The sequence below is a fragment of the Streptomyces sp. NPDC029138 genome, from assembly GCF_055564375.1.
In genome coordinates, this window is record NZ_JBVHWM010000022.1 from 51,767 (window position 1) to 77,392 (window position 25,626).

The 25,626-nt window shown below is 72.4% G+C and carries 21 protein-coding genes; 7 read left to right on the forward strand and 14 right to left on the reverse strand.

The window, feature by feature from the left end; translation table 11 throughout:
• Positions 1 to 17: 17 nt before the first annotated feature.
• Positions 18 to 3,197, reverse strand: a complete 3,180-nt coding sequence (locus ACZ4WH_RS19475; RefSeq protein ID WP_468181956.1) for a bifunctional cytochrome P450/NADPH--P450 reductase — start codon at positions 3,195 to 3,197, stop codon at positions 18 to 20.
• Between the two features lie 204 nt (positions 3,198 to 3,401).
• Between ACZ4WH_RS19475 and ACZ4WH_RS19480 the strand changes: the two genes are divergently transcribed.
• A complete protein-coding gene (locus ACZ4WH_RS19480) occupies positions 3,402 to 4,037 on the forward strand; it encodes a PAS domain-containing protein (protein ID WP_468181958.1) in 636 nt (211 codons plus the stop codon).
• 198 nt (positions 4,038 to 4,235) lie between these two features.
• Here the strand turns inward: ACZ4WH_RS19480 and ACZ4WH_RS19485 are convergent, their stop codons facing one another.
• Positions 4,236 to 5,222 carry a DUF3626 domain-containing protein gene (locus tag ACZ4WH_RS19485; protein ID WP_468181961.1) on the reverse strand — a complete coding sequence of 329 codons (987 nt, stop codon included), beginning with the start codon at positions 5,220 to 5,222 and terminating at the stop codon, positions 4,236 to 4,238.
• 84 nt (positions 5,223 to 5,306) lie between these two features.
• On the opposite strand from ACZ4WH_RS19485, the gene ACZ4WH_RS19490 reads away from it, so the two are divergent.
• The 4 genes from ACZ4WH_RS19490 to ACZ4WH_RS19505 all read left to right on the forward strand — a co-directional run bounded on the left by ACZ4WH_RS19490 (position 5,307) and on the right by ACZ4WH_RS19505 (position 9,929).
• The gene (locus ACZ4WH_RS19490; RefSeq protein WP_468181963.1) at positions 5,307 to 5,801 is read left to right on the forward strand and encodes an FBP domain-containing protein; all 495 of its coding nucleotides are present in this window, start codon (positions 5,307 to 5,309) and stop codon (positions 5,799 to 5,801) included.
• A gap of 79 nt (positions 5,802 to 5,880) precedes the next feature.
• Positions 5,881 to 7,131, forward strand: a complete 1,251-nt coding sequence (locus tag ACZ4WH_RS19495; RefSeq protein ID WP_468181965.1) for an FUSC family protein — start codon at positions 5,881 to 5,883, stop codon at positions 7,129 to 7,131.
• A gap of 357 nt (positions 7,132 to 7,488) precedes the next feature.
• The gene (locus ACZ4WH_RS19500; RefSeq protein WP_468181967.1) at positions 7,489 to 8,568 is read left to right on the forward strand and encodes a hypothetical protein; all 1,080 of its coding nucleotides are present in this window, start codon (positions 7,489 to 7,491) and stop codon (positions 8,566 to 8,568) included.
• Between the two features lie 221 nt (positions 8,569 to 8,789).
• On the forward strand, positions 8,790 to 9,929 hold the full coding sequence (locus ACZ4WH_RS19505) for a lactonase family protein (protein WP_468182071.1): 1,140 nt from the start codon (positions 8,790 to 8,792) through the stop codon (positions 9,927 to 9,929).
• On the opposite strand, the gene ACZ4WH_RS19510 is transcribed toward ACZ4WH_RS19505, so the two are convergent.
• Entirely contained in the window at positions 9,897 to 10,622 is a 726-nt protein-coding gene (locus ACZ4WH_RS19510) for a DUF2470 domain-containing protein (RefSeq protein ID WP_468181968.1), read from the reverse strand. The two genes, ACZ4WH_RS19505 and ACZ4WH_RS19510, sit on opposite strands and share 33 nt — an antisense overlap.
• Positions 10,623 to 10,712: 90 nt before the next feature.
• A complete protein-coding gene (locus ACZ4WH_RS19515) occupies positions 10,713 to 11,321 on the reverse strand; it encodes a TetR/AcrR family transcriptional regulator (RefSeq protein ID WP_468181970.1) in 609 nt (202 codons plus the stop codon).
• A 121-nt stretch (positions 11,322 to 11,442) separates the two neighbouring features.
• On the opposite strand from ACZ4WH_RS19515, the gene ACZ4WH_RS19520 reads away from it, so the two are divergent.
• A complete protein-coding gene (locus ACZ4WH_RS19520; protein ID WP_468181972.1) occupies positions 11,443 to 13,011 on the forward strand; it encodes a cytochrome P450 in 1,569 nt (522 codons plus the stop codon).
• A gap of 153 nt (positions 13,012 to 13,164) precedes the next feature.
• On the opposite strand, the gene ACZ4WH_RS19525 is transcribed toward ACZ4WH_RS19520, so the two are convergent.
• From ACZ4WH_RS19525 to ACZ4WH_RS19570, 10 genes are all read right to left on the reverse strand, one after another.
• Complete coding sequence (locus tag ACZ4WH_RS19525; RefSeq protein WP_468181974.1) at positions 13,165 to 14,016, reverse strand: pentapeptide repeat-containing protein; 852 nt, start codon at positions 14,014 to 14,016, stop codon at positions 13,165 to 13,167.
• 69 nt (positions 14,017 to 14,085) lie between these two features.
• The gene (locus tag ACZ4WH_RS19530) at positions 14,086 to 14,829 is read right to left on the reverse strand and encodes a PIG-L deacetylase family protein (protein WP_468181976.1); all 744 of its coding nucleotides are present in this window, start codon (positions 14,827 to 14,829) and stop codon (positions 14,086 to 14,088) included.
• 74 nt (positions 14,830 to 14,903) lie between these two features.
• Complete coding sequence (locus ACZ4WH_RS19535; RefSeq protein WP_468181978.1) at positions 14,904 to 16,205, reverse strand: alpha/beta fold hydrolase; 1,302 nt, start codon at positions 16,203 to 16,205, stop codon at positions 14,904 to 14,906.
• A gap of 396 nt (positions 16,206 to 16,601) precedes the next feature.
• Entirely contained in the window at positions 16,602 to 17,639 is a 1,038-nt protein-coding gene (locus ACZ4WH_RS19540; protein WP_468181980.1) for a LacI family DNA-binding transcriptional regulator, read from the reverse strand.
• 55 nt (positions 17,640 to 17,694) lie between these two features.
• Positions 17,695 to 19,029: a BNR repeat-containing protein gene (locus ACZ4WH_RS19545; RefSeq protein WP_468181982.1), complete on the reverse strand. Its 1,335-nt coding sequence runs from the start codon at positions 19,027 to 19,029 to the stop codon at positions 17,695 to 17,697.
• Positions 19,030 to 19,045: 16 nt separating this feature from the next.
• Positions 19,046 to 19,366: an L-rhamnose mutarotase gene (locus ACZ4WH_RS19550; RefSeq protein ID WP_468181983.1), complete on the reverse strand. Its 321-nt coding sequence runs from the start codon at positions 19,364 to 19,366 to the stop codon at positions 19,046 to 19,048.
• Between the two features lie 17 nt (positions 19,367 to 19,383).
• The gene (gene rhaS / locus ACZ4WH_RS19555; RefSeq protein WP_468181985.1) at positions 19,384 to 20,463 is read right to left on the reverse strand and encodes a rhamnose ABC transporter substrate-binding protein; all 1,080 of its coding nucleotides are present in this window, start codon (positions 20,461 to 20,463) and stop codon (positions 19,384 to 19,386) included.
• Positions 20,464 to 20,552: 89 nt separating this feature from the next.
• Entirely contained in the window at positions 20,553 to 21,518 is a 966-nt protein-coding gene (locus ACZ4WH_RS19560) for an ABC transporter permease (protein WP_468181987.1), read from the reverse strand.
• Entirely contained in the window at positions 21,511 to 22,581 is a 1,071-nt protein-coding gene (locus ACZ4WH_RS19565) for an ABC transporter permease (RefSeq protein ID WP_468181989.1), read from the reverse strand. The genes ACZ4WH_RS19560 and ACZ4WH_RS19565 overlap by 8 nt, the downstream gene beginning before the upstream one ends.
• Entirely contained in the window at positions 22,578 to 24,095 is a 1,518-nt protein-coding gene (locus ACZ4WH_RS19570) for a sugar ABC transporter ATP-binding protein (RefSeq protein WP_468181991.1), read from the reverse strand. The genes ACZ4WH_RS19565 and ACZ4WH_RS19570 overlap by 4 nt, the downstream gene beginning before the upstream one ends.
• Positions 24,096 to 24,402: 307 nt before the next feature.
• Here ACZ4WH_RS19570 and rhaI point away from each other — a divergent pair, with 307 nt between their 5' ends.
• On the forward strand, positions 24,403 to 25,563 hold the full coding sequence (gene rhaI / locus ACZ4WH_RS19575; protein WP_468181993.1) for an L-rhamnose isomerase: 1,161 nt from the start codon (positions 24,403 to 24,405) through the stop codon (positions 25,561 to 25,563).
• The last annotated feature ends 63 nt before the right edge of the window (positions 25,564 to 25,626 follow it).

Below are 25,626 nucleotides of genomic sequence, written 5' to 3' on the forward strand. Positions count from 1 at the left end.
ACCCCTCCCCCGGCGGCTCAGCCCGCCGCGAACACGTCCTCCACATAGCGCCCGTCCGCCACCAGCGTGTCGAGCCACCGTTCGGCCGCGGCATCGTCGGCGCCGGGGGTCCGTTCCCGGTACAGGGTACGGAAGGCCGCGCGGACGCCGGGAGCCATCCGGGCGCCGTCGCCGCAGACGTACACCCGGGCACCGGCGCGCAGCAGCTCCCAGACCTCACCGGCCTCGGCGGCGATGCGGTGCTGGACGAAGGCGGCGCCGTTCTCGGGCGCGGCGCTGAAGGCTGGGCGCAGCGAGACCGCGCCCGCCCGCTCGGCGGCCCGCAGTTCCTCGGCGTGCAGGTAGTCGGCGCCGGGGGCGTCGCAGCCGAAGTAGAGGAGCCCTGCCGGGAGTCGGGCGCCGGTGCGGCGGGCGGCCAGGCGGTCGGCGACGGCGCCCCGGAACGGGGCGAGTCCGGTGCCGGCGGCGACCATCACGACCGGTGCCGCGTGGTCGATCCGGAACGCCTCGCGGCAGGGCTGGACGCGGGCGTACACGGTGTCGCCGGGGCGGAGGGAGGCGAGGTGGCCGGAACCGGTGCCCCGGTAGCGGCCCTTGCCGGAGTGCGCGGGGGCGTCGAGCACGGACACCATGAGGTCGGCGTGGCGGGCGTCGGCCGACGGTGCGGAGGAGATGGAGTAGTGGCGGGGGCGCAGCGGGGTCAGCAGGTCGAGCAGGAGCGGCCAGTCCAGGGCGCCGCGCAGGGCGGGGTGGTCCTCGGCCAGTTCCACCAGGGTGCGCGGATCGTCGCCGGGCAGGGCGGCGAGGGCGGTGCGCTCGGGCGGGCAGGGGTTGGCCTCGGCGAGGAGAGCCAGTTGGCGGCTGGTGGGCCGCTCCTGCAACTCGACGTGGTGGGTGAGCAGGTGGCGTACCGTCAGCGGCCGGTCGACGGCGAGGCCGTCGCTACGGGAACGGGTCGCCCGGATGTCCAGGACGGCGTCGGCGTCGAGGCCGAACGCGGCGACGGCACGGTCCACCAGCTCGGGGGCGTTGGCGGGCAGCACGGTCAGGTGGTCGGCGGTGCGGTAGGTGACGCCCGCCGGCAGGGCGACGCGCAGGAACCGCTTGGTGCGCGGATGACCGGGCGCGGTGAGGTCACGGGCCTCGGTGACCGTCATCGGGACCAGCCCGTGCCGCTCGGCGAGGGCGTCGAGCGGCTCGCCGGTCAGGGTGCGGACCGCGTAGCCGTGGGCGGGCTCGTCCGTGGTGCCGTGGGTGGCGTCCGGGTCGCCGTACTCCGTCAGGAGCGCGGTGCGCAGCCGGGCGGTGAACTCCCTCACGGCGCCGGTGAGATCGCCGGAGGCGTCGGCGGCGGCGCGCCCGGTGATCCGGGTGGCGCCGAGTTCCGCGAGGCGGGCGTCGATCCGGGTGGGGACCTGCTGGTAGGTGGCGGCCCAGTTGCGGTCGCCGACGCCGAGGACGGCGTAGGTCACGCCGGTCAGGTCGGGGGTGCCGTCGAGCCAGGCGGTGAAGGCGACGGCGTCGTCGGTGGGGCGGCCGTTGTAGGAGGCGGCGGCGATGACGACGGGCCGGTCGGTCGGCAGGCCGTCCGCGTAGGCGTCCAGGGCGGCGACCTCGGTGGCGCAGCCGACGGCGGCGGCCTCGTCGGCGAGCCGGGCGGCGAACTCCCGGCAGGTGCCGTAGTTGCTGCCGTGCAGGAAGAGGGCGCGGGTGCCGGGGCGGACCCGCGCCGGGAGGGCGTCCGGGGCAGGGGTGCCGGCGGTCGGCGCGGTGGCGGTGCCGGGCAGGGATGCGTGCACACGGTCGGCTGAGGTGCGCGGGGTGAGCGTGAGGGTGAAGCCCTCGGGCTTGAGGGTGAGGGTCTCCTTCACGGTGAGCCGGTAGTCCGCGTGGTCGTGCAGCCGGTAGCGGTGGACCAGCAGGGCGAGCAGCATGGTCGCCTCGTGCAGCGCGAACTGCCGTCCTATGCAGGCGCGTTCGCCGGTGCCGAACGGCTTGAAGGCGTGCACCGGGCGGGCCGCCTCGGCCTCGGGGGTGAACCGCTCGGGATCGAACAGTTCCGGGTTGTCGCCCCAGACGGGCTGGCGGTGCAGCATCGGGGTCAGCACGGTGACGGCCTGGCCGGCGCGCAGCGGGATCCGGCCCCCGAGCAGGGTGTCCTCGCGGGCGTGCCGGCCGAAGGCGGCGGCCGTCGGCCACAGCCGCAGCGCTTCGCCCAGGACCTGGCGGGTGTAGGTGAGCCGGCCGATGTCCTCGTACGACGGCTCGGGGTCGGCCGTGTCCCCCCACAGCGCGTCGACCTCACGCCGCACGAGCCGGAGCACGGCGGGGTGCTTGGCGAGGTAATAGAGGGCGAAGGACATCGCGCCGGAGGTGGTCTCGTGGCCGGCGATCAGGAAGGTGATGACCTGGTTGCGGATGTTGGCCGCGTCCAGGGTGGTGCCGTCGGCGGGGTGCGGGGCGCTGAGCATCAGGCCGAGCAGGTCCTCGGCCCCGCTCTGGTCGGTTCCGGTGCGGGCCGCGATGACGTCGTCCACGACCTGGGCGAGGTGGTCGGCGTCCTTCCGGAAGGCCGCGTCGGCGGCCGAGTGACCGGTGCCCGGGGTGCGGGCCAGCCGGGTCATGCTCCACTCCAGGCAGCGGACCATCGACTCCACGAAGGGGTGCGGCTCGGCGCGCTCGAACGACCCGAAGTCGTAGCCGAATCCGGCGAGTCCGATGGTGTCGAGGGTCATCCGGGTCATGTCGTCGGGCACGTCGACGGGCCGCCCGGCCCGCGCCGCACGGTCCCAGGCGTCGATGAGCCGCCGGGCCACCTTCAGCATCACCGGGTGGTAGGTGCGCATCGAGCCGAGCGCGAAGGCGGGCATCAGGATGTCGTGCGCCTTCGCCCAGTTGGGCTCGTCGTTGTACGCCGTGAACAGGCCGTCGGCGGCGAACTCCCGCACGTTCTCCAGGGCGGGCCCGACATGCTTGGCGAACCGCTCCTCGTCGGCCAGCTCGGCGACCAGGTCCGCGTCGGCGACGAACATCACGTCCCGCCCGTGCAGCCGCCGCACCAGCACCGGGCCGTGCTCCCGCATCAGCTGCATGATCTGCTGAAGGGGCGTGCGGCCGGGGCCGGAGGCGGTGATGTCGACGACGGGGACACCGGTCAGGGTTCCGGCCGGTTCGGGGCGCAGTGCGGTGGGGGGCATGACGCGGCAACTGCCTTTCGCGGTAACGGACGTACTGCGTTCCAGGGTGGGCGACGGGCGGAGGGCGCCGGAGCCATGGCACTACACGATCGTGCAGTGGAAAGTGCCCGCCGGGACTTGCGCGCCCCCGGCCGCCGCGGCCAGGGGCCTGGGCCTCCCCGCCAAGTTGCCGCTGACCTGCTCTTTCCTCTTGGATGAGATGCCATGGAAGCGGGACGGGCCGACGCGGTGGTGTGGCGCAACCGTGCGCTGATGCTGTTCGACCGGGTGACGGTACCGGTCGCCGTGTGCGACGTGTACGGCCAGGTCGTCCTGGCGAACCCCGCCATGGCGGCGGAGTGCGGTACGACCCCGGGCAGGCTGCGCGGCCGGCACGTGCTGGAGCTGTTCCGGCCGCAGGAGACCACCCAGGTGGACCGGATCGCCGAGGCGCTGCGGCTGCGGCACCGCTCCCGCTACCAGGTGTCGGTGTGCTGGCGGGCCCCCGGCGGGGCCGAGCGGCACGGGGAGCTGACGGCGGACCCGGTGAGCGACAGCGTGGAGGAGACACCGGCACTGCTGGTGATGCTCCGGGTCCTGGGCGAGCGCCCCGCACCGGAAGCGGAGCCGGTACGGGTCACCGATGTGGAGCGACGGGTCCTGGCCCTGCTGGCCGGCGGCGCCACCACGGCCCGCGCCGCCCGCGAACTGGGCCTCACGAAGGACGGCGTCACCTACCACCTGCGCCGCCTGTCGGCACGGTGGGGCGCGACGAACCGCACGGAACTGGTCGCCCGGGCCTATGCGATGGGGGTACTGGCCACGGGGGTGTGGCCGCCGGGGACGGGCGATGGGGCGTAGTGCGGGCGGGTGCGTCGGGGGCACGCCGGCCTCGGCCGGGGCGTCGGGGGGCACGCCGGCCTTGGCCGGGGCGTTGGGGCGACCCGGCGGTGGCGGTTCCGGTCGGGGCCTGTCCAGGCAGCGGCAGCTCGTGGGATGGCGGCCCCCGCAGAAGCCATAGCGACAGGATCGGCACCGGCGAGAGCCCCGCCGGGCACCTCAGCCGCAGCGCCCCCGCGGGATCTCCACGGCGGCGGTGCCCGTGGGCGCCATGACCGCGGGCCCGCTCGGGTCGGGGGCAGTGCCCGTGCCCGTCGTGACGGCGGGCGGCGTGGGAAATCGTGCCGTCCCCGCGCCCTCCGGGGCTCCGAAGCGGGCCAGGGTGTGCCAGACCATCTTGAGGGACTGGAGGTCGTGGCGGGCGCCGCGGGCCGCGTCGCCGATGACGCGGGGGGTGATGAGGCCGCGGTCGGCGATGCGGGCGCCGAGGTCGGCGTACTCCGGGCCGCGGTAGTCGGCGTGCCGGCGCAGCGCGGTGACGGTGAGCCGGTAGCCGGGGTGCCAGGCGAGCGGGAAGGGCAGGCGCCGGGCGGCCCTCTCCACCGGCGTGCCCCGGTAGCTCGCGTCCAGCACCAGCGCCTCCACGTCCCGGTCGAGCAGCACGCCCCCGTGCACATGGGCCTCGATGTAGTCGTTGAGGGCGTCCCGCTCGTCGGCCTCCGCGAGCGCGATCAGGGGCATGGCGGCGGCCACGCCGAAGTCGGTGGGCTCGGCCGCGCTGTCCGGGTAGCAGAAGGTGGTGCGGGCGAGGACCGCTCCGGAGAGTCTGAGGTGTGAGGAACCGAAGCGGGGGGCCGCGCCGACCACCTGGTGCCGGAAGTCCAGCGCGCCGTAGACCGGGCGCTCGGCCGGGTCGGCGTCGTCGTACGCGCCGCCGAAGATCCGGCTCTCCCAGCGCGTCCGGTCGCCGCCCGCGTGCGCGGTGAGTCCGCCGTTGCTGGTGCCGGTGACGAACTGCGAGTGGTACGCGCCGTCCCGGGCGAGCGACTCCAGGATCGGCAGTCCGGCGGAGATCCGGTCGGGGTGGAAGTTGAGCGTGATGCGCAGGTCCGGGTCGATCGGTCGGCCGGACGCGGTGCCGGTGACATGGTCCAGCGCGCGCCGGGCACGCTGCGGCAGTCGGTGTGGCCTCCGCCGGAAATCCATTGGCCCACCCTCCCCTGGCTAAATAGGATTGCCACGAGCCTAGAGGCTCTAGGTTCGCTCCCTGACATCCGGAAGGACTCCCCCATGAGATCGCTCACCGAGCAGGACATCCGCAACTCGTTTATCAACTGCTCGAGGGGCGAGGCCAAGCGGTTGGCCGTCCCGCGCGATCTCGGTGACCGCCCCTGGGACGATCTGGACTTCCTCGGCTGGCGCGATCCCGGCGCTCCCGACCGCAGCTATCTGGTCACCGAACGGGAGGGCCGGCTCGTCGGCGTCGCCCTGCGCTTCCCGGCCTCGCAGCGCGGCTTCCTGCACCGGAGCATGTGTTCGGTCTGTCTGACCACGCATCCGGGCGGCGGGGTGTCGCTGATGACCGCGCGGAAGGCGGGGGCGGCCGGCCGGGAGGGCAACTCGGTCGGGCTGTACATGTGCACCGACCTGGCCTGTTCGCTGTACGTGCGGGGCAGGAAGGTCCCGGAGGCCGGCACCCGGTTCGAGGAGAGCCTGACGCTGGAGGAGCAGATCGCGCGCACGGTGGGCAATCTTTCCGCCTTCGTCGACAAGCTGTACGCATAAGCATCTGGCGTAAAACAGTCGGAAACAGTCCGCAAACGGCCAGGTTCGACGCACCCGACTAACGGGAACAGGCCAAGGGATGCGCGAACGAAAGTTGACCACGGGACTGCTGCGTCTGGCGAAGCGTCGCCGGGAGCCGGTGGTCGTCCAGACGCTCCGGTCGGCCGCGGCCGCGACGGTCGCCTACGTCATCGCCCTCAGACTGAGTCCCGAGCCGGCCCCGCTCACCGCACCGCTGACCGCGCTGCTGGTCGTCCAGGTGACCTTCTACGCCACGCTCACCAACGGCATCCGCCGGGTGAACTCGGTGGTCGCGGGCGTGCTGGTCGCCATCGCCTTCAGTGTGCTGGTGGGCCTGACCTGGTGGAGCCTCGCGCTGCTGATCGTGGCCGCGCTGGCCGTGGGGCACCTGGTGCGTGTCGACGAGTACGTCGCCGAGGTGGCGATCAGCGCCATGCTGGTGCTCGGGGTCACCACGGTCGGGTTCACCGCGTGGGCGCGGATCGTGGAGACGCTGATCGGCGCGGTCGTCGGCACCGCCTGCAACCTGCTGCTGCCGCCCCCGGTGTGGGTGGACGAGGCCGGCCGGTCCATCGAGGACCTGGCGCGGCGGGTGCGCCAGCTGACGCTGCGGCTGGGTGAGGAGGCCGCGGGCCGGACCCCCTGGCAGCGGGCGGCCGAGCGACTGCACGAGGCACGCCGGCTGGACCACCACATCGTGCAGGTCGACGCTGCGCTGCGGCAGGCCGAGGACAGTCTGCGGCTCAATCCACGGGTGAAGGAGGGACTGCTGCACCGGGTGGTGCTGCGCACCGGCCTGGACACGCTGGAGATCTGCACGGTGGTGCTGCGGGTGCTGGCCCGCTCGTTCACCGACCTGGCGAAGGCCCGTGGGCCGGATGAGCTGTTCCCGCCCCAGGTGGCGGCCACCGTGGAGCAGCTGCTGTCGGAGATCGCCGACGCGGTGGTCAGCTTCGCGGTGCTGGTGACCACCCATCTGAGCGAGAACGCCGAGTCGGCGGAGGCACGGCTGACGACCGAGCTGCACACGGCGGCCGGCACCCGGGACCGGCTGGCCGAGCTGCTCCAGGAGGAGGTCCGCAAGGACTGGGCGCACTGGCAACTGCTGGGGGCCGTCCTGACCGAGACGACTCGGATCATCGACGAGCTGAACACCGAGCACCGCACTCGCCGCCTGCTGGAGGAACTGGACCGGGTCTCGCGCGGGCAGCGGACCAAGCTGCCCCGGCTGGCCTGGCTGCGCGACCGCCTCGGGGTCCAGGAGGAACTGTGGCGGAACCGCGCGGGGTTCGGCGAGCGTTATCGGTGAGGGAGCCGCCAGGCCGGTCCGGCGCCGGAGGCGGTGGCGCACACGGCTGACCGGCGCCGGCACCGGGAGGGCGAGGGAGCGTACGCATGACCGCAGACGGCGCGAACGCAAAGCGCGCACACCGCACGACCGCAGACAGCCCCGAACGCGGAAGGCGCACACGCATGACCACACACAGCGCCGAACGCAGAAGGCGCACAGGCATCACCACACACAGCGCCCAACGCAGAAGGCGCACACAGATCACCGCACACAGCGCCCAACACAGAACGCGCACACGCATCACCGCACACAGCGCCCAACACAAAAGGCGCACCCCTATGACCGCACAGGCGCCGAAGGCGAAGGAGCATACGGATGGCCGGTGACGGAGTCCGGATCGACGGGAACACGCTGTGGCTGCCCGGCGGGGCGGCGGTGCGGTTCATCCGCACGCTGCGCCTGCCCGAGAACGGTACGCATCCGCTGCCGCCGGGGCTGGGCGAGTTCCCGGTCCGGCGGGTGGCCGACCACGCCGACCGGGTGCCGGAGCGGATGCGGGCGCGCGGCGGCGTCATGCTGCCGGTGTATCTGCGCGAGGCGATGTGGCTGAGCTTCGCCGCGACGGAGCCGGCCGCGCTCCAGGTCGGTGTGGGCAAGGTGTGCGCGGTGTCCGGCGAGCCCTGGCGCGACCGGCTGTCCCGGCGCCCGCAGAACTATGTGGTGCTGCCCCGCCAGCCCTGGCTGGACGGCATCAACTCCGGCAAGGGGACGGTCCGCCAGTTCGTCGCCGTACCGCTGGGGCTGGGCGCGACCGTGGAGGGGCAGGTCACCGGTGAAGAGGTGTGGGGCGGCATCCAACTCCAGTCGTTCCCGCTGAAGGAGGGCGCCCTGGCCGAGTGGCGGCGCCGGGAGAGGGAGCGGCAGCGGCGCGAGGCCGACGCGCGAGGCGGTTACGGCGCGGCCCTGCCCATGTCCGCCCCGGCCCCCGGCGGACCCCCCGGACCGCCGCCGCCCGCGCCCACCGCGGCCTTCGGCGGTCCGCCCTCCCCGCCCGCCGCTTCCCCGCGTCGCGCCACGGCCATGGGGCTCGGCGTCGGCGGCTCGATGCGGCAGGAGGTGTACCAGGACGACCGGCCGCTGGGCGACTGGTCGGAGGAGCCCGCCGGGCGGGTGTTCGTGCACCTGGTCACGCCCCCGGAGTGGCGCCGGATCACCGGCGAGGCACCGCCGCCGTCACCGGTGGACCGGGCGGCGTACACCCGGGCGGGCCTGCCCTGGTACGACTACTACGACGCGGACGCCGAGGATCTCGCCCCGACGGACGCCCTGGAGGCGGTCGAACCGGTCGGCGAGTGGCTCGGGGACGACCTCGAGCCGTGGCAGGCGCCGTCCGGCGACCAGGTGACACCGCTGAAGGACGCGCCGGGCAAGCCGGTCGACGACGGGGACTGGTAGCACCGCCGGTGTCGCGTGTCGCGCGACGCCTGTTGCCCGGCTTGCCCTTGGCGACGAGCGCAGGCCAAGGTGGCTGTCACGAGTGGGGCGACCGACGACCTGAGGTGCGTATGGACACGGAGGCAGGGACGGCGGGAGAAGGGTCTTCCCTCCCCCGGCGGGACCGGGACCCGGACCGGGAGCGCGGCGGCGGCTGGACCAGACGACGGTTCGTCGGGGCCATGGCCGGTGCGGCGGCGGTCGTCGCGGTGCCGTCCCCGGCTGCCCCGCCGGCGGACGCGCCGGCCACGCACGACAAGCCGGCGGCGGCCGCACCGCCCCGGAAGCCGTCCGGACCGCGCCCGCTGTACGTGGGCACCTACACCTCCGTCGAGGGCGGCGGCACCGGGATCGGTCTGGCGTCGTACGACCCGGAGTCGGGCCGGATCACCGGGGCGGGCACGCTCACCGGGGTCCCCGACCCCTCGTATCTCGCCGTGCACCCGGACGGGCGCACGCTGTACGCGGTGGACGAGCGGGAGGACGGCGGGGTGACGGCCGTACGCCTCGCGAACCGGCGCGTCCTCGGCACCCGGAGCACGGGCGGCGCGGGCCCCTGCCATCTGTCGGTGCATCCCTCCGGGCGCTGGCTGCTGAGCGCCGCCTATGGTTCGGGCAGTGTCGCCGTGCATCCGATCGACGCCTCGGGCGCCCTGGGCGAGCGCACCGATCTGGTGACGCACACCTCTCCGCCGCCCGGTCCCGGTCAACAGGGCCCGCACGCCCACCAGTTCGTCACGAGTCCGGACGGCGGGCACGTCCTCGCCGTGGACCTCGGCACCGACACCGTCTACACCTACCGCCTCGACCGGGCGAAGGGCACGCTCACGGAGGTGGCGCGGGCGCGGACCCGGCCCGGCGCGGGACCACGCCATCTGACCTTCCATCCGGGCGGCCGGTACGCCTATCTGGCCAACGAGGTGGACGACACGGTGGCCGTGTGCGCCTACGAGCCGGAAACCGGACGCCTGAGGATCGGCGAGCCGCAGTCGACGGGATCGGGCGGCGGCACGAACTATCCGGCGCAGATCCTGGTGACGGCGAACGGCCGGTACGCGTTCCTCGCCAACCGGGGCCACAACAGCCTCGCGCGGTACGCCGTCGAGGCGAGCGGTGCCCGGCTGCGGCTGCTCGGCACGGTACCGGTGGGCGGGGACTTCCCCCGGCAGATCTCGTTCTCGCCCGACGGCCGGCTGCTGTTCGCGGCGAACCAGCGCTCGGGCACGGTCACCGTCTTCCACGTCGACGCGGACAGCGGTGAACTCCGCCTGGCCGGTGAGCCGTTCGCGTCACCCGTCGCCGTCTGCGCGCTGCCGCTGTAGCGCCCGGGGGCAGGCGGCGGCACTGGCCTGGGCCAGCAGGGCGTGCATGCGCTCGGTGAGCTGGGTGACGTCGTCGGCGGGCGTGTGGAAGGGCAGTCGTACGTCGCCGTGGGCGCGGGTGCGTTCGATGCGCAGGGTGAGTCCGTGCCGGTCGACGGCGAGCGGCGCCACCCGGGTCGCGGCGTGCAGGCTCTCGGGCCGCACCAGGCGGGTGAGCCGCTCGACGGCGTCCGGGTGGGCGTCGGCGAGGTGGGTGAGCAGCCGGGACTCGGCGCCGGCCAGGGGGTCGGGCCGGGCGGCGGTGAACTCGTCCAGGTCGACCACCACGGCCCCGGCGGACTGGCGCAGCACCACGCGGGTGGGCCGGAAGAGCAGGGCGCCCGCCGAGGGGGCGAACCAGCCGGAGAGGAAGAGCCGGGCGCGGATGCGGTGGCGCACCGGTACGGGGGCCACGTCGGCGAACTCCAGCAGGGCGGAGGGTTCTTGGCGCGGGGCGCACAGCACCGCCCCGAACAGGGCGCTGTCGTCGGGTACCGCCAGCCGCACCGCGCCGTCCTCGGTCACGGTGTGCGCGCCTACGTACTCCTCGCGCACGCCGTCCGCGGTCACCGCGCACGACCACGCGGCGGCCAGCACCGAGCGTGCCCGTTCCGCCGCGCCGGGGGCGGCCGTCCAGTCCTGAGTGTCACCCATCCGAGACCTCCTTAGGTAAGCCTTGCCTAACCTATCGAAGATCCGGGTGCACGCCAACCAGGCCGCACCGGCGGACGGAGTCATTCCGGTCTAGGAGAGGACGCCCAGCAGAGCGCGGGCGCACAGGTCGCGCACCTGCTCGCGACTCAACTCGCCCTCTCCTCGCAGCCATTCGAGGCAGACGGCGGTGGTGAAGGCGAGCCAGCCGCGCACCGCCAGGCGCACCTGCGGGGCCGTCTCGACGGCGGGCCCGAACTCGGGGTCGGCGGCGAGCGCGGCCAGGATCTGCTTCTCCTGGGCGGCCAGCGCCCGCCGATAGACCCGGCGCACGGCCTGGTCGCCGGCCGCGTCGGCACGGTGGAAGGCGCGGAAGCCGTGGGCGTGGGCCTGGACGTAGCCGAGGTAGGTGTCGAGGCCGGCGGCGAGCTGCTCGCGCACCGGCACCCCGGGCTCGGCCGCCGTCATGCGCAGCATGCGCGCGCTCTCCCGCTCCACGACGGCGGCGAAGAAGTCCCGCTTGGTCGGGAAGTAGTGGTACAGCAGCCCGCGCGAGACACCGGCGATCTCGGCGACCTGCTCGATCCACACGTCGTCGTAGGGGCTGTCCGAGAACAGCTTCGCGCCGACCGACAGCAGTTGCTCCCGGCGTTCTTCGGTGCTGAGTCTGCGCCGGGCGCGCTCCCCCTGGTTCGCGGGCATGGCGTCACTTTACTTGACGTCGGTTCAACAAGGGCAGCACACTGAAACGCGTTATTGAACCCACGTACAACATGCGCGCGTCACCGCGTCAACCATCCGCTGGACCAAGGGAGATCGCGTCATGGCGGGGCCGACGGACACCATGGAGACCGGGCTGCCGAAGGGTTTCCGGAGCGCCGAACAGGGCTGGCCCGAGCTGCGCCGCATCCCGCATCCGCCGCGTCGGCTGCCGCTGCTCGGCGATGTGCTCGGCGCGGACCGGCACCGGCCGTTGCAGGACTCGATGCGCTTCGCGCGCGAGCTGGGGCCCATCTTCCGGCGCAGGGCGTTCGGCAAGGAGTTCGTGTTCGTGTGGGGGGCACGGCTCGTGGCCGATCTCGCCGACGAGTCCCGGTTCGCCAAGCACGTCGGACTGGGCGTCGCCAATCTGCGGCCCCTGGCCGGCGACGGCCTGTTCACCGCCTACAACCACGAGCCCAACTGGCAGCTGGCGCACGACGTCCTGGCGCCCGGGTTCAGCCGGGAGGCCATGGAGGGCTACCACGGGATGATGCTGGACGTCGCCGGCCGGCTGACCGACCACTGGGACCGGCAGCTCGCGGCCGGGCGCACGGTGGACGTGCCCGGCGACATGACCCGGCTGACCCTGGAGACGATCGCCCGGACCGGTTTCGGACACGACTTCGGCTCCTTCGAGCGGGACCGGCCGCACCCCTTCGTCACGGCGATGGTCGGCACGCTGACCTACGCGCAGCGGCTGAACAGCGTGCCCGGGCCGCTGGCCCCGCTGCTGCTGCGCGCCGCCGCCCGGCGCGACGCGGCCGACACGGCCTACCTCAACCGCACGGTCGACGGTCTGGTCGCCGCCCGGCGCCGGTCCGGTGGCGGCGAGGGGGACCTGCTGGACCGCATGCTCGCGACGGCGCATCCGGAGACCGGGGAGAAGCTGTCGTCGGAGAACGTCCGCAAGCAGGTGATCACGTTCCTGGTGGCGGGCCACGAGACCACCTCGGGCGCGCTCTCCTTCGCCCTGTACTACCTCGCCCGGCACCCGGAGATCGCCGCCCGGGCCCGGGCCGAGATCGAACAGGTCTGGGGCGACACCCCGCGGCCCGGCTACGACCAGGTCGCCAAGCTGCGCTATGTCCGCCGGGTGCTGGACGAGTCGCTGCGGCTGTGGCCGACCGCGCCCGCCTTCGCCCGTGAGGCCCGGCGGGACACGGTCCTCGCCGGGGACCATCCGATGCGCCGGGGCGCGTGGGCCCTGGTCCTGACGCCGATGCTGCACCGCGAGCCGGAGGTGTGGGGCGAGGACGCCGAGCGGTTCGACCCGGACCGCTTCACCGCGGCGGCCGTCCGCGCCCGGCCCCCGCACACCTTCAAGCCGTTCGGCACCGGCGCACGGGCCTGCATCGGCCGCCAGTTCGCCCTCCACGAGGCGACCCTGGTCCTCGGCCTGCTGCTGCGCCGCTACGACCTGTCGGCGGACCCGGACTACCGGCTGAGCGTGGCCGAACGGCTCACGCTGATGCCGGAAAAGCTGCGGCTGCGACTGGAGCGCGCCCAAGGGGCGCGAGGAACTGCGCGACCAGCCCAGGACGAAGCCGCAGACGACCAACGACCCACCCCGGCCCAACCGGCGAAGCCCCTGTCAGCGAAGCGCTGTCCAGTGCACCGGACGACCGACTGACACCGGCAGACGAGTACCCCCACTGCCCCGCGCGGCGTTCACCTGCGGCTGCGACTGGAACGCCCCGAAGGGGCGCGAGGAACTGCGCGACCAGCCCAGGACGAAGCCGCAGACCACCGACGGCCCACCCCGGCCCAACCGGCGAAGCCCCTGTCAGCGAACCGCTGTCCAGTGCACCGGACGACCGACTGACACCGGCAGACGAGTACCCCCACTGCCCCGCGCGGCGTTCACCTGCGGCTGGGTCAGGAAGAACGCACCGGTGAGGTCCGCGTCGGTCAGGTCGGCGTCGCGCAGATCGGCCCCGATCAGATCCGCCCCGCGCAGGTCGGCACCGGTGAGGTCGGCGGCGATGAGATAGGCACCGCGCAGGCTCACCCCGCGCAGGTCGGCGCCCCTGAGGCGAGCACCCATGAGGTCCGCGCCCCTGCGGTCCTTGCCCCGGCCCTTCCCCCTGCCCTTGCCGCCGCCTACCCCGGCCCGGGCCAGCTCGCTGGTGCGCAGCAGGAGCACGTTGACCTCCTGCCGGTGCGCGGCCACGTCCAGCGCGGCCAGCTCTTCAGGGGTCTGCCGGGTGAGCCGCTCGGTCCGCTCCAGCGCCCGGCGCAGCTCGGGGTGGACGGGCCGGGCGGCCGGCAGGCCCAGCGCCTCGGTCAGGTACCACAGCAACTCGTGCAACTGCCGTACGACCGGGAACACGTCGAACATCCGGCGCGCCTGCTCCTTGGACCCCGTACGCCAGTCCTGCCCGCCGAAGGTGACCTGTGAGACCTTCTGGCCGGCGCCGAAGCAGTCGTAGACCGTGCAGCCGGTGAACCCCTTCTTCCGCAGGTCTGCGTGGATGCCGCAGCGGTGGTCGCCCTGGAGGTTCGGGCAGGGCTTGCCCGCGGGCTTGTCCAGCGCGAAGTCGGCGGAGCGGGCGAAGGGCAGGGCGACACAGCACAGCCCGAAGCACTGGGCGCAGTCGCCGCGCAGGTCGGAGAGGTCGGCTATCTGATCCGGCATGGGGTCCAGCCTACTGACCTGCGCGCTTGCGTCCTCACCGCTCCTTACGGCGGGCGGGCCGCGGCTCCGCTAGCGGGCGAACAGCTCGAAGGCCACCGCCGGTGTGCCGCCGAAGCGCTTGCCGGTGGCGGTGGTGGTCTCGGTCAGGAAGTCACGGACGTACGCATGAGGATCTTGGTCGGTCAACGCCTCGATGTAGGCGCGGTGTTCGAGCAGTGAGCGCACCGCCCGGTCGAGGCCGGGCGTGGCGTCGACGGCGTGGGTGGGGCTGCTGGAACCGGCGACGGCCACCCAGCGGACGCCGTTCCAGGGCTGAAGGCCCTGCTCGGCGAGTTCGGGGAAGATCCAGCGGTTGCCCGCGTCGGCGGCGGCGTCCAGGGTGGCGCGGCCGACGGCCACGTGGTCGGGGGTGTTCCAGGCGACACCGCCCCAGGTGTCGCGGTGGTTGAGCGTGACAACGAGTTCGGGGCGGTGGCGGCGGATCGCGGCGGCGATGTCGCGGCGCAGCGCTATGCCGTACTCGATCACGCCGTCCCGGTGGTCGAGGAACTCCACGGAGCTGACGCCGACGACCGCCGCACTGGCCCGCTGCTCGCGCTCGCGCAGCGGGCCACACGTGGCCGGGTCCAGGGTGTCGATGCCCGCCTCGCCCCGGGTGGCCAGCACATAGGCGACCTCACGTCCGGCGTCGGTCCAGGCGGCGACCGCCGCGGAACACCCGTACTCCAGGTCGTCCGGGTGCGCCACCACGGCGAGGGCACGCTGCCAGTCGTCGGGCAGGGGCTGGAGCTGGGTGATCTTGGGCTCGGTCATGGGCGGCACACTATGCCGCCCTGCCCCGCTCGCACCGTCTTTCGCGGCGCGCCCCGTCCGTCATATCGCGTACGTCACACCTCGTCGCGCACCAGCGCCAGCAGCCGGTCCAGCACCCGGGGCGCGCCCGCGCGCAGGCCGTCGTGTTCGTACTCGTTGGTGACCCAGGGGCGCAGGCCGCGGATCGCCCCGGCCGTCTCCAGGGAGTGGGCGGTGTCGACGTACATGTCGTCGTGGTAGACGGCCGCGGCCACCGGGACCTCGTTGGCGGCGAGCCGCGCCGGGTCGTAGAGGGGGCGCCAGTCGGTGCGGGCGGCGAGCAGTTCGGCCGTCTCGCGCAGGGGGCGCAGGGCCGGGTCGGCGTCGAACATCCAGGGGTGGACCGTCTCGCCGGTGAACAGGACCGGGCCGTCGCCGGCGAGCGCCTTGGCCGCGTCGAACTGCGGGAACTCGGCGCGGACGCGTTCGGCCGACCAGGCGGTGGGGCGGGCGTCCTGGCCGTAGATCGTCTCGTGGACGAGCGCGTACAGGGGGTGGGCGGCGTACGACAGGAGGGACTGGGCCTGCTCCTGGAAGGCGTCGGACAGCTCCAGGCCGGCCGGGGTCACCACGAAGGCGTCCTCCAGGAGGTGGTGCAGCCGGTGGCTGCCGTCACTCGCGCCGAGCATCAGGCCCAGGGACTGGAAGGCCTCCACGGTGAAGCGGTAGCCGTTCGGCAGGACCACGTCGTGGGTGAGGAGGTGGTCGGCGATCCGGCGGGCCCGCTCCACGTCCTGCGGGTAGCGGGCGTAGTGCGCGGCGACCTTGCGTTCGACGCGCGGGTAGGCGGCCCGGTAGACGTCGTCGGCGTGGGCGTGCAGGGAGGGCAGGCCGCCGGTGATGATCGCGGTGGCGATGCCCTCGGGGGCGAGGGAGAGGTACGACACCGCGCAGAAGCCGCCGAAGCTCTGCCCGAGCACGGTCCACGGGGCGCCGCCGGTGACCTCGGGGCGGATGGCCTCGCAGTCGCGGACGATGGAGTCGGCGCGGAAGTGGGTGAGGTAGTCGGCCTGGGCGGCGGGGCCGCCGCGCAGCGGGAGGGTCTGCCGGGTGGCGGGCGTGGAGCGGCCGGTGCCGCGCTGGTCGAGCAGCAGGACGCGGTACTCCTTCAGGGCCCGGTCGAGCCAGGCCTGACGTCCGACGAAACGATTCGCCCCGAAGCCGGGGCCGCCCTGGAGATACACCAGCCAGGGCAGGTCCTGCCCGGCCTTGTCGCTCGCCACCGCCTCGCGGGCGTACAGCTCGATGGTCTCGCCGCCCGGGTCGGCGTGGTCGAGGGGCACGGTGAAGCGGTGGTCGGTGAGGACGACGCCGGGCTGGCGATAGCTGAGGCTCAACGGGTCTCCTGGGACGGACGGGCTGGACGTCTCCCAGTTGAGCACACGAGCGGGCGCGGGCCGAGCCCCGGGATCATGGATTGTTACTGAACTTCCGGTCAGCGCGAGGCTGGCGCCAGGATCAGCCGGGAACGCACCGCGAGGCTCGCGCCAGGCTCAGCCGGGGGCGCACCGCCGGGCTCGGCGCGGATCGCACCGCCAAGCTCAGCACGGACCACACCGCCAGGCCCAGCACGGACCGCACCGCCAGGCTCAGCGCGAATCACACCGTGAGGCTCAGCGCGAATCACACCGCCAGGCCCAGCACGCACCGCACCGCCAGGCTCAGCGCGAATCACACCGTGAGGCTCAGCACGCACCGCACCACCAGGCCCAGCACGCACCGCACCACCCGGCTCAGCGGGCGGCCAGGCTGGAGCGGCGCACCACCAACTCCGGCTGGAGCACCACCCGCCGGTGTTCATGCGTCCGCTTCCCCTTGCCGTCCCCCTCGTCCCGCTCGGTCTCCTCCAGCAGCAGTTCGGCGGCGAGGGCGCCCATCGTGACGGCGGGCTGGCGTACCGAGGTGAGGGGTACGGCGGCCGCGGCGGCGAACTCGATGTCGTCGTAGCCGACGATCGCCAGGTCGTCCGGCACGGTCACGCCCGCCGCGTACATGGCCTGGAGCACGCCGAGGGCGAGCAGGTCGTTGGCACAGAACACGGCGGTGGGCCGGTCGGCGAGACCGAGCAGCCGGGCACCCGCGTCCCGGCCGGCCGCCACGTCGAGCCGCTCGGTGGGCAGTTCGCGCAGCGCCTCGGGGCCGAGCCCGGCCTCGGCGAGGGCGTTCAGCGCGCCGGTGCGCCGGTCGCGGACCTGGTTGAGCCCGGGCGGCCCGCTGACGTAGGCGATCGAACGGTGCCCGGCGTCCACCAGGTGCCGGACCGCGAGCGCGCCGCCGGCGACGTCGTCGACGGAGACCGAGCACTCGGTGGTGCCCTCCGCGACCCGGTCGACCAGCACGAACGGGATGCCGTGCCGGCGGAAGGCCGCGATGTTGCGGCCGGTGGCGTCGGCCGGGGTGAGCAGCACGCCCCGCACCCGCTGTTCGGCGAACAGCGACAGATACTCGGCCTCCTCGGCCGCGTCCTGCGCGCTGTTGCACACCATCACCCCGATCCCCGCCTCCCGGGCCGCCCGCTCGGCGCCGCGCGCCACGTCCACGAAGAAGGGGTTGCCCATGTCGAGCACGAGCAGCCCCATGATCCGGCTGCGGCCCGCCCGCAGCTGACGCGCCGACTCGCTGCGGACATAGCCGAGCCGGTCGATCGCGGAGAGCACCCGGGCACGGGTCTCACCGGCGACGGTGTCCGGGCGGTTGATGACGTTGGACACCGTGCCCACCGACACTCCGGCGGCGCGGGCGACATCCTTGATACCCACCGACTGGGCCATCGGGCTTCGGACCTCCAGGGGACGGGGATGCGGCGGGACGAGTTTCACATTACCGTCACGCCGGCAGGGCGAAGTCGGCCACGTGCAACGCCGAGGGCGTGGTGCCGGCGGACTTCTCCTGGTACAGGAACGACAGGACGCTGTCCGCCCTGACGCGGGTCTCGTCGACCACCACCTCGCCGAACGCGTTCAGCCCGCCGCCGTCGAACAGGAGCGTCCAGTCGGTGTACCCGGAGGCCTGCGAGGCCGCGGCGATCCGGCCGAACGGGAGGACGGCGTAGGCGTTGTCGTACCGGTCGAGGACGAGTCTGGTGCGCTGACTGGAACGCATTGGTAAGGGGATCTCGGTCTTCTGCCAGCCACCGGAGGCGTTCTTGCGCAGATGGAAGGCGCGTCCTTGGGCGGTGCGGTCGGCGACGTGGTCCGCGCACTGCCCGAAACGGGCCGGGACATGGCTGATGACGGCGTGCGGCCGGCCCGCCGAGTCGGTGGACTGACTCTCCTGGTTCATCAGCGAGTGGTCCGGATTCAGCGGGTCGACGACGAGACCGCTGTCGCCGACGGAGACCTGGTCGGACCCCCCGGTGACGCCGACGACCGCGCCCGCGTCGTTGCGCCAGGTACGGCCGCGGTCGTCGGAGTACACATAGCCGGTGTCGTGGTTGGTGAGGCCGCCGCCGTGGCACATGACGGCCGCGTTCTGCTCCCGCCAGGTGAACAGGGTGTGCAGCCGACCCCGCGTGTCGTAGTCGATGCCGTGCAGATACATGTTCCTGGCGGTGCTGGAGCCGTACTCGCTGGTGTACGTGCCGGTCGCGCCGGTCCACTCCCCCAGCGCCGTCCACCGCGAACCGCCGTACTCCGCCAGGGCGTTGCGGCCGTTTCCGGGGACGCCGGCCCGGTAGCTGAGCTGGAGCCGGCCCTCGGGCGTGGCGATGAACTGCGGGTAGGTGAACCGCGAGGTGAGCACGAGCCCGTCGAGGGTCGTCCGTACGGCCCCGAAGACGGACCCGGTCCACGCCGTGGCCGCGGGGTTGTCCAGCAGTCCGGCGACGGACTTGGCGTAGAAGAAGCCGTCGCTGTGGGAGTCCATGTTCAGGTGGAGGCGGCCGTCGACGGCGGAGACGCCCATGGAGATGACGTTGTGCGAGTCGTCGGCCTTGAGCCGGTGCGGCAGGGTGAGCGTCGACCAGGTGGTGGCACCGAGGGCCCGGCGGGCCACGACCGCGTCGCGGCTCGCCGTGTACCAGGCGGCGTACTGGTGGCCCCGGTACGTCAGCAGACCGTTCTTCTGGAATGAGTTGGTGTTGACCAGGCCGTCGTAGGAGACGAAGTGGACGGCGTGGGCGTCGAGTTGTGTGACGCCCTGCGGGGTGACGGAGGGTTTCATCCGCGCGGCTCCCACGTCAGTCGAGGTGGAACACTTCGGTGAGCGGTCGCATGGCCTCGTCGGGACGGGCACCGTCCAGGGACTCGAAGAACGGTGCCATCTCCTTCTGCCAGCGCGCGTTGACGTCGGTGGCCGCCATGCCGGCCTGGGCGGCGGCGAAGTCCTCGGTCTCCAGACAGCCGACGAGCAGGCCGTCCTCGCGCAGGAACAGCGAGTAGTTGTGCCAGCCGGTCGTCTTCAGGGCGTCGAGCATCTCCGGCCAGACGGCCGCGTGCCGCTCACGGTACTCGTCGAGCCGGTCCGCCCTGACCTTCAGCAGGAAACACACGCGCTGCATCAACGGCCCCCGTCGTCTCAGAAGTTGAACTGGTCGATGTTCTTGGCGTCGAACACGGTCGGCTTGCCCAGGTTGATCACGCCGTCCTTGCCGAGGGTGTACGTCGTGGCGCCGGCCTTGAAGGTCTCGCCCTCCTTGCCGGTGATCTGCCCCGAGGCCAGCGCGACCGCGGTCCGGGCGGCCAGGTCGCCGAGCTTGGCCGGGTCCCACAGCTCGAAGGCGTCGACGGTGCCGTTCTTCACGTACTTGCGCATGTCGTTGGGGGTGCCGAGCCCGGTCAGCTTGACCTTGCCCTTGTACTTCGAGCCCGACAGGTACTGGGCGGCCGCCTTGATGCCGACGGTGGTCGGGGAGATGATCCCCTTCAGGTTCGGGTGTTCCTGGAGCAGGCCCTGGGTCTGCTGGAAGGACTGCTGGGCGTCGTCGTTGCCGTACGCGATCTTGACGAGCTTGATGTCCTTGTACTTGGGGTCCTTCAGCTCGTCCTTCATGTAGCCGATCCAGGTGTTCTGGTTGGTCGCGGTCTGCGCGGCCGACAGGATCGCGATCTCGCCCTTGTACCCGATCTGCTCGGCGAGCAGCTGCACCTCGGTTCGGCCCAGGTCCTCCGCACTGGCCTGTGAGACGAAGGCGTTGCGGCAGCCGGGGCTGGTGTCGGAGTCGTAGGTGACGACCTTGATGCCGTTGCTCATCGCCTGCTTGAGCGCGGTGCACAGCGCACCGGGGTCCTGCGCGGACACCGCCATGGCGTTCACCCGCTGCTGGGTGAGCGTGTTGACGTAACTCACCTGGCCGGCGGTGTCGGTGGCGCTGCTCGGCCCCACCTCCTTGTACTTCGATCCGAGTTCGGCGAGCGCCTTCTCCCCGCCCTTGTCGGCGGTGGTGAAGTAGGGGTTGTTGACCTGCTTGGGCAGGAAGCCGACGGTCAGCCCCTTCTTGGTGGCGGCGTTCGGGTCGGCCTTGCCGGCGGAGGCGGCGGCGGCGTTGTCGTCCTTGACGTCCTTCTTGGTGGTGCCGCCGCAGGCGGTGAGCGCGAGGGCGAGGGAGGTACCGACGGCGAGGGCGGCGCAGGTGCGGCGGACAACGGACTTACGCATGGCGGAGGGTTCCTTACCAGGAGGAGTGATGGGACGCCCCCTCAGGGGCGCGGGGAACTGCGCGGCCGGCCACGGCCGGCCCGCAGCGTTCAGACGGACTGTCGCGCCACGGCGATCTGCCGAGCCATCCGAGGTCCGAGCACGGAGACGATCAGCAGCACACCGGTCACCACGATCTGCGACTGGGCCGAGACGTTCAGCAGACTCATGACGTTCTGCAACGCACCGAGCAGGAAGACACCGGCGATGGCACCGCCGATCGTGCCCTTGCCCCCGTCGAAGTCGATCCCGCCCAACAACACGGCGGCGACGACGGACAGTTCGAGCCCAGTGGCGTTGTCGTACCGGGCACTGGCGTAATGCAGCGCCCAGAAGACGCCGGTCAGGGCCGACATGGCCCCCGTGGCGACGAACAGAAGAAGCTTCGTCCGCTTCACCCGTATCCCCGCGAACCGGGCCGCCTCCTCCCCCGCTCCGATCGCGAACAGCGACCGGCCGAACGGCGTGGCATGCAGCAGCACCACGGCGATGGCGAGCAGCACCACGAAGGGCAGGAAGGCCTGCGGCAGGAAGGAGTCACCGAGGCGACCGGCCGCGAAGTCCAGGTACTGCGAGGGGAAATCGGTCACCGCGTCGGAGCCGAGCACGATCTGCGCGATACCCCGGTACGCGGCCAGCGTGCCGATGGTGACCGCCAGCGACGGCAGCCCGAGCCGTGTCACCAGCAGGCCGTTGACCAGTCCGCACGCCACGCCGAGCAGCAGGCAGAGCGGGATGATCGTCTCGATGGCCATGCCCTCGTTCCACAGCTTGCCCATCACCGCGCCGGACAGCCCGGCCGTGGACGCGACGGACAGGTCGATCTCGCCGGCGACGACCAGCAGGGTCATCGGCAGGGCGATCAGCGCGATCGGGAGCGTGTTGCCGATGAGGAACGACAGGTTGAGCGCGTTGCCGAAGCCGTCGACGAAGCCGAACGACAGCAGCAACAGGACGATGAGCAGTGCGCCGACGACCGTGTCCCAGCGGACCGCGCGGGTGAGCGACTCAGGCACCGGCCTTCTCCTTCGCCATGACGGTCCTCTTCGGGGCCGACTTCTTCTTCAGGGCGGCGGCCACGCGCAGTGCGACGACCCGGTCGACGGCGATGGCGAGCAGCAGCAGGACGCCGTTGATGGCGAGCACCCACACGGAGCTGACACCGAGCGCGGGGAGCACACTGTTGATCGAGGTGAGCAGCAGGGCGCCGAGGGCGGCGCCGTAGACGCTGCCGGAGCCGCCGGTGAAGGCGATGCCGCCGACCACGACGGCGCTGACGACGGTGAGTTCGTAGCCGTTTCCGGTGCCGGAGTCGACGTTGCCGAAGCGGGCCAGGTACATCGCTCCGGCGAGTCCGGCGAGCGCGCCGCAGAAGGTGTACGCGGCCAGAATCCGCTTGCGGACCGGGATGCCGGCCAGCCGGGCCGCCTCCGGATTGGAACCGAGGGCGTACAGCTCCCGCCCGCTGCCGTAGTGCTTGAGGTAGTAGCCCGTCGCCACGAGCACCACCAGCGCGATCACGGCGAGCCAGGGGATCGCGGAGATGCCGCCGGAGCCGAAGTCCACGAAGCCGCCGGGCAGATCGGCCGCGGTGATCTGACGGGAGCCGACCCAGATGGAGTCGACGCCCCGGATGACGTACAGGGTGCCCAGGGTGACGACGAGGGCGGGGACCTGGCCGAGGCTGACGAGGAGGCCGTTGAGCAGCCCGAGGCCGATGCCCAGCAGGACGGCGAGGAGGATCGCGACGACCGCGTTCCCGCCGCCCTGGAGATAGGTTCCGGCGGCGAAGGCGCTGATGCCGAGCGTGGAGCCGACGGACAGGTCGACGTTGCGGCTGAGGACGACCAGTGACTGGCCGGTGGCGACCAGCACCAGGATCGTCGCGTTGAGGAGCAGGTCCTTGATGCCCTGCTCGGACAGGAACTCGCTGTTGCCCGCCTGGGTGACGGCGATCATCACCAGGAACACGGCCAGGATGGCGAGTTCGCGCATCTTGAAGACCCGGTCGACCAGGCGGGTGCCGCTCGACCGGGGTGCCCCGGCGACGGGGGTCTCGTCGGTGGTGGTCACCGTCATGCGGCGGCCCTCCCGGTGGCTGCGGCCATCACGGTCTCCTCGGTGGCGTCGGCGCGGGGTATCTCGGCGGTGATCCGGCCCTCGTGCATCACGAGGACCCGGTCGGCCATGCCGAGGATCTCCGGCAGGTCGGAGGAGATCATCAGAACGGCGACCCCGTCGGCGGCCAGCTCGCCGAGCAGCCGGTGCACCTCGGCCTTGGTGCCGACGTCGATGCCCCGGGTCGGCTCGTCCACGATGAGCACCTGGGGACCGGTCGCGAGCCACTTGGCTAGGACGACCTTCTGCTGGTTGCCGCCGGACAGGGTGGAGACGGCGTCCGCGATCCGGGCGTACTTGACCTGGAGCTTCACGGCCCAGTCCAGGGACCGGCTGCGTTCGGCGGTCCGGTTCATCAGCCCGGCCCGGGCGGTCGTACGCAGTCCCGTCAGGCCGATGTTCCGTTCGATGGACATGTCCATCACCAGGCCCTGGGCCCGCCGGTCCTCCGGGACGAGGGCGAGTCCGGCCGCCATCGCGGCGGACGGCGCGCCGTTGGTGAGCCGGCGCCCGGCGACCTCGACCTCGCCCGCGTCCCAGCGGTCGACGCCGAACACGGCCCGGGCGACCTCGGTGCGGCCGGCGCCGACCAGTCCGGCGAGGCCGACGATCTCACCGCGCCGGACGTCGAAGGAGACGTCGGTGAAGACGCCCTCGCGGGTCAGCCGCCGGACGCTGAGCGCGACGTCACCGGTCCGGACCTGCTGCTTCGGGTACAGCTCGGCCAGGTCGCGGCCGACCATGCGGCGGACCAGGTCGTCCTCGGTCATCCCGGCGAGGGGCTCGCTGGCGATCCAGGCGCCGTCCCGCAGCGTGGTGACCTTCTGGCAGATCTCGAAGATCTCCTCCAGCCGGTGGGAGATGAACAGCACCGCCGCGCCCTGCTCGCGCAGGGTGCGGACCACGCCGAAGAGGCGGGCGACCTCGCTGCCGGTGAGCGCGGCGGTCGGCTCGTCCATGATCAGGACCCGGGCGTCGAAGGACAGCGCCTTGGCGATCTCCACGATCTGCTGGTCGGCGATGGACAGGCCACGCGCCGGCCGGTCGGGGTCGAGGTCGACGCCGAGCCGCTGCATCAGGGCCGCCGTGGCCGCGTGGGTGGCCTTGTGGTCGATCCGGCCGAGGGCGCGCTTGGGCCGGCGGCCCATGAAGATGTTCTCGGCGATCGACAGGTCGGGGAAGAGGGTGGGTTCCTGGTAGATCACGGCGATGCCGGCGTCGCGGGCGTCGCCGGGGCCGTGGAAGACGACGGGCTCGCCGTCGAGCAGCACCTGACCGGCGTCCGGCCGGTGCACTCCGGCGAGGGTCTTGATCAGCGTCGACTTGCCCGCGCCGTTCTCACCGGCGAGGGCGTGCACCTCGCCGGGCAGCAGCTCCAGGGAGACGTCCCTCAGGGCGCGTACGGCGCCGAAGGACTTGGAGACGCCCTTCAGTGCCAGCACCGGGGCCGGTCCCGTGTCAGGCGGGTGGGTCATGGGGGCTCCTCGACGACACCGGCGGAGGGGCCGCGAGGCCGCCACGGTGTCGTGAAAGGTTTCAAGTGGATTGCCGGGACCGTAGGCACCACAGTCATGTCACGTCAATGGGTCCGTATCGAAAAAATTTCGATAGCCAAAGGTCACGGCGGGGTCACGGAAGACAGGGTTGGCCGGAGTCCTTGACACCCCTGCGGGAGACACCTAGCTTGCCGTTCTGAATCGTTTCACATTCTGCGTTCACACACTCAGTCGTTCCGCCCGACATCCGCTCAGTCGTTCCGCCCGACACCACAGGAGCCCCGAAGTGACCGACCTCGCCGCGGTGAAGGCCGCGCTCAAGACCCAGGCCGTCGAGACGCCGTCGTGGGCGTACGGGAACTCGGGCACCCGGTTCAAGGTGTTCGCCCAGGCCGGGGTGCCGCGCTCGCCGTGGGAGAAGCTGGAGGACGCGGCGCAGGTGCACGCCTTCACCGGTGCCGCGCCGACGGTCGCCCTGCACATCCCGTGGGACACCGTGGAGGACTACGCGGCGCTCGCGAAGTACGCCGAGGAGCGGGGGGTGCGGCTGGGCGCGATCAACTCCAACACCTTCCAGGACGACGACTACAAGCTGGGCAGCATCTGCCATCCGGACGCGGCGGTGCGGCGCAAGGCCGTCGACCACCTGCTGCGGTGCGTCGACATCATGGACGCCACCGGGTCACGGGACCTGAAGCTGTGGTTCGCCGACGGGACGAACTATCCGGGGCAGGACGACATCCGTGCCCGGCAGGACCGGCTCGCCGAGGGACTGGCCGAGGTGTACGCGCGGCTCGGCGAGGGGCAGCGGATGCTGCTGGAGTACAAGTTCTTCGAGCCGGCGTTCTACACGACGGACGTGCCGGACTGGGGGACCGCCTACGCGCACTGTCTGAAGCTCGGCGACAAGGCCCAGGTGGTCGTCGACACGGGCCATCACGCGCCGGGGACCAACATCGAGTTCATCGTGGCGACGCTGTTGCGGGAGGGGAAGCTCGGCGGGTTCGACTTCAACTCGCGCTTCTACGCCGACGACGACCTGATGGTGGGCGCGGCGGATCCGTTCCAGCTGTTCCGGATCATGTACGAGGTGATCCGTGGCGGAGGGTTCACCTCCGACGTCGCCTTCATGCTCGATCAGTGCCACAACATCGAGGCGAAGATCCCCGCGATCATCCGGTCGGTCATGAATGTGCAGGAGGCCACGGCGAAGGCGCTGCTGGTCGACCGGGCGGCGTTGGCCGAGGCGCAGGCTTCGGGGGACGTGCTCGGGGCCAATGCCGTGTTGATGGACGCGTACAACACGGATGTGCGGGGGCTTCTGGGGGAGGTCCGGGAGGAGCTGGGGCTGGATCCCGATCCGATGGGCGCGTATGCCCGGTCCGGGTGGGCCGAGCGGATCGTCGCCGAGCGGGTCGGTGGGGAGCAGGCCGGTTGGGGGGCGTGACGCGTCTGCCGAGTTCTGTCGTCTGCGGGGTGCGGGCCGTATGTGGCTGATCGCGCAGTTCCC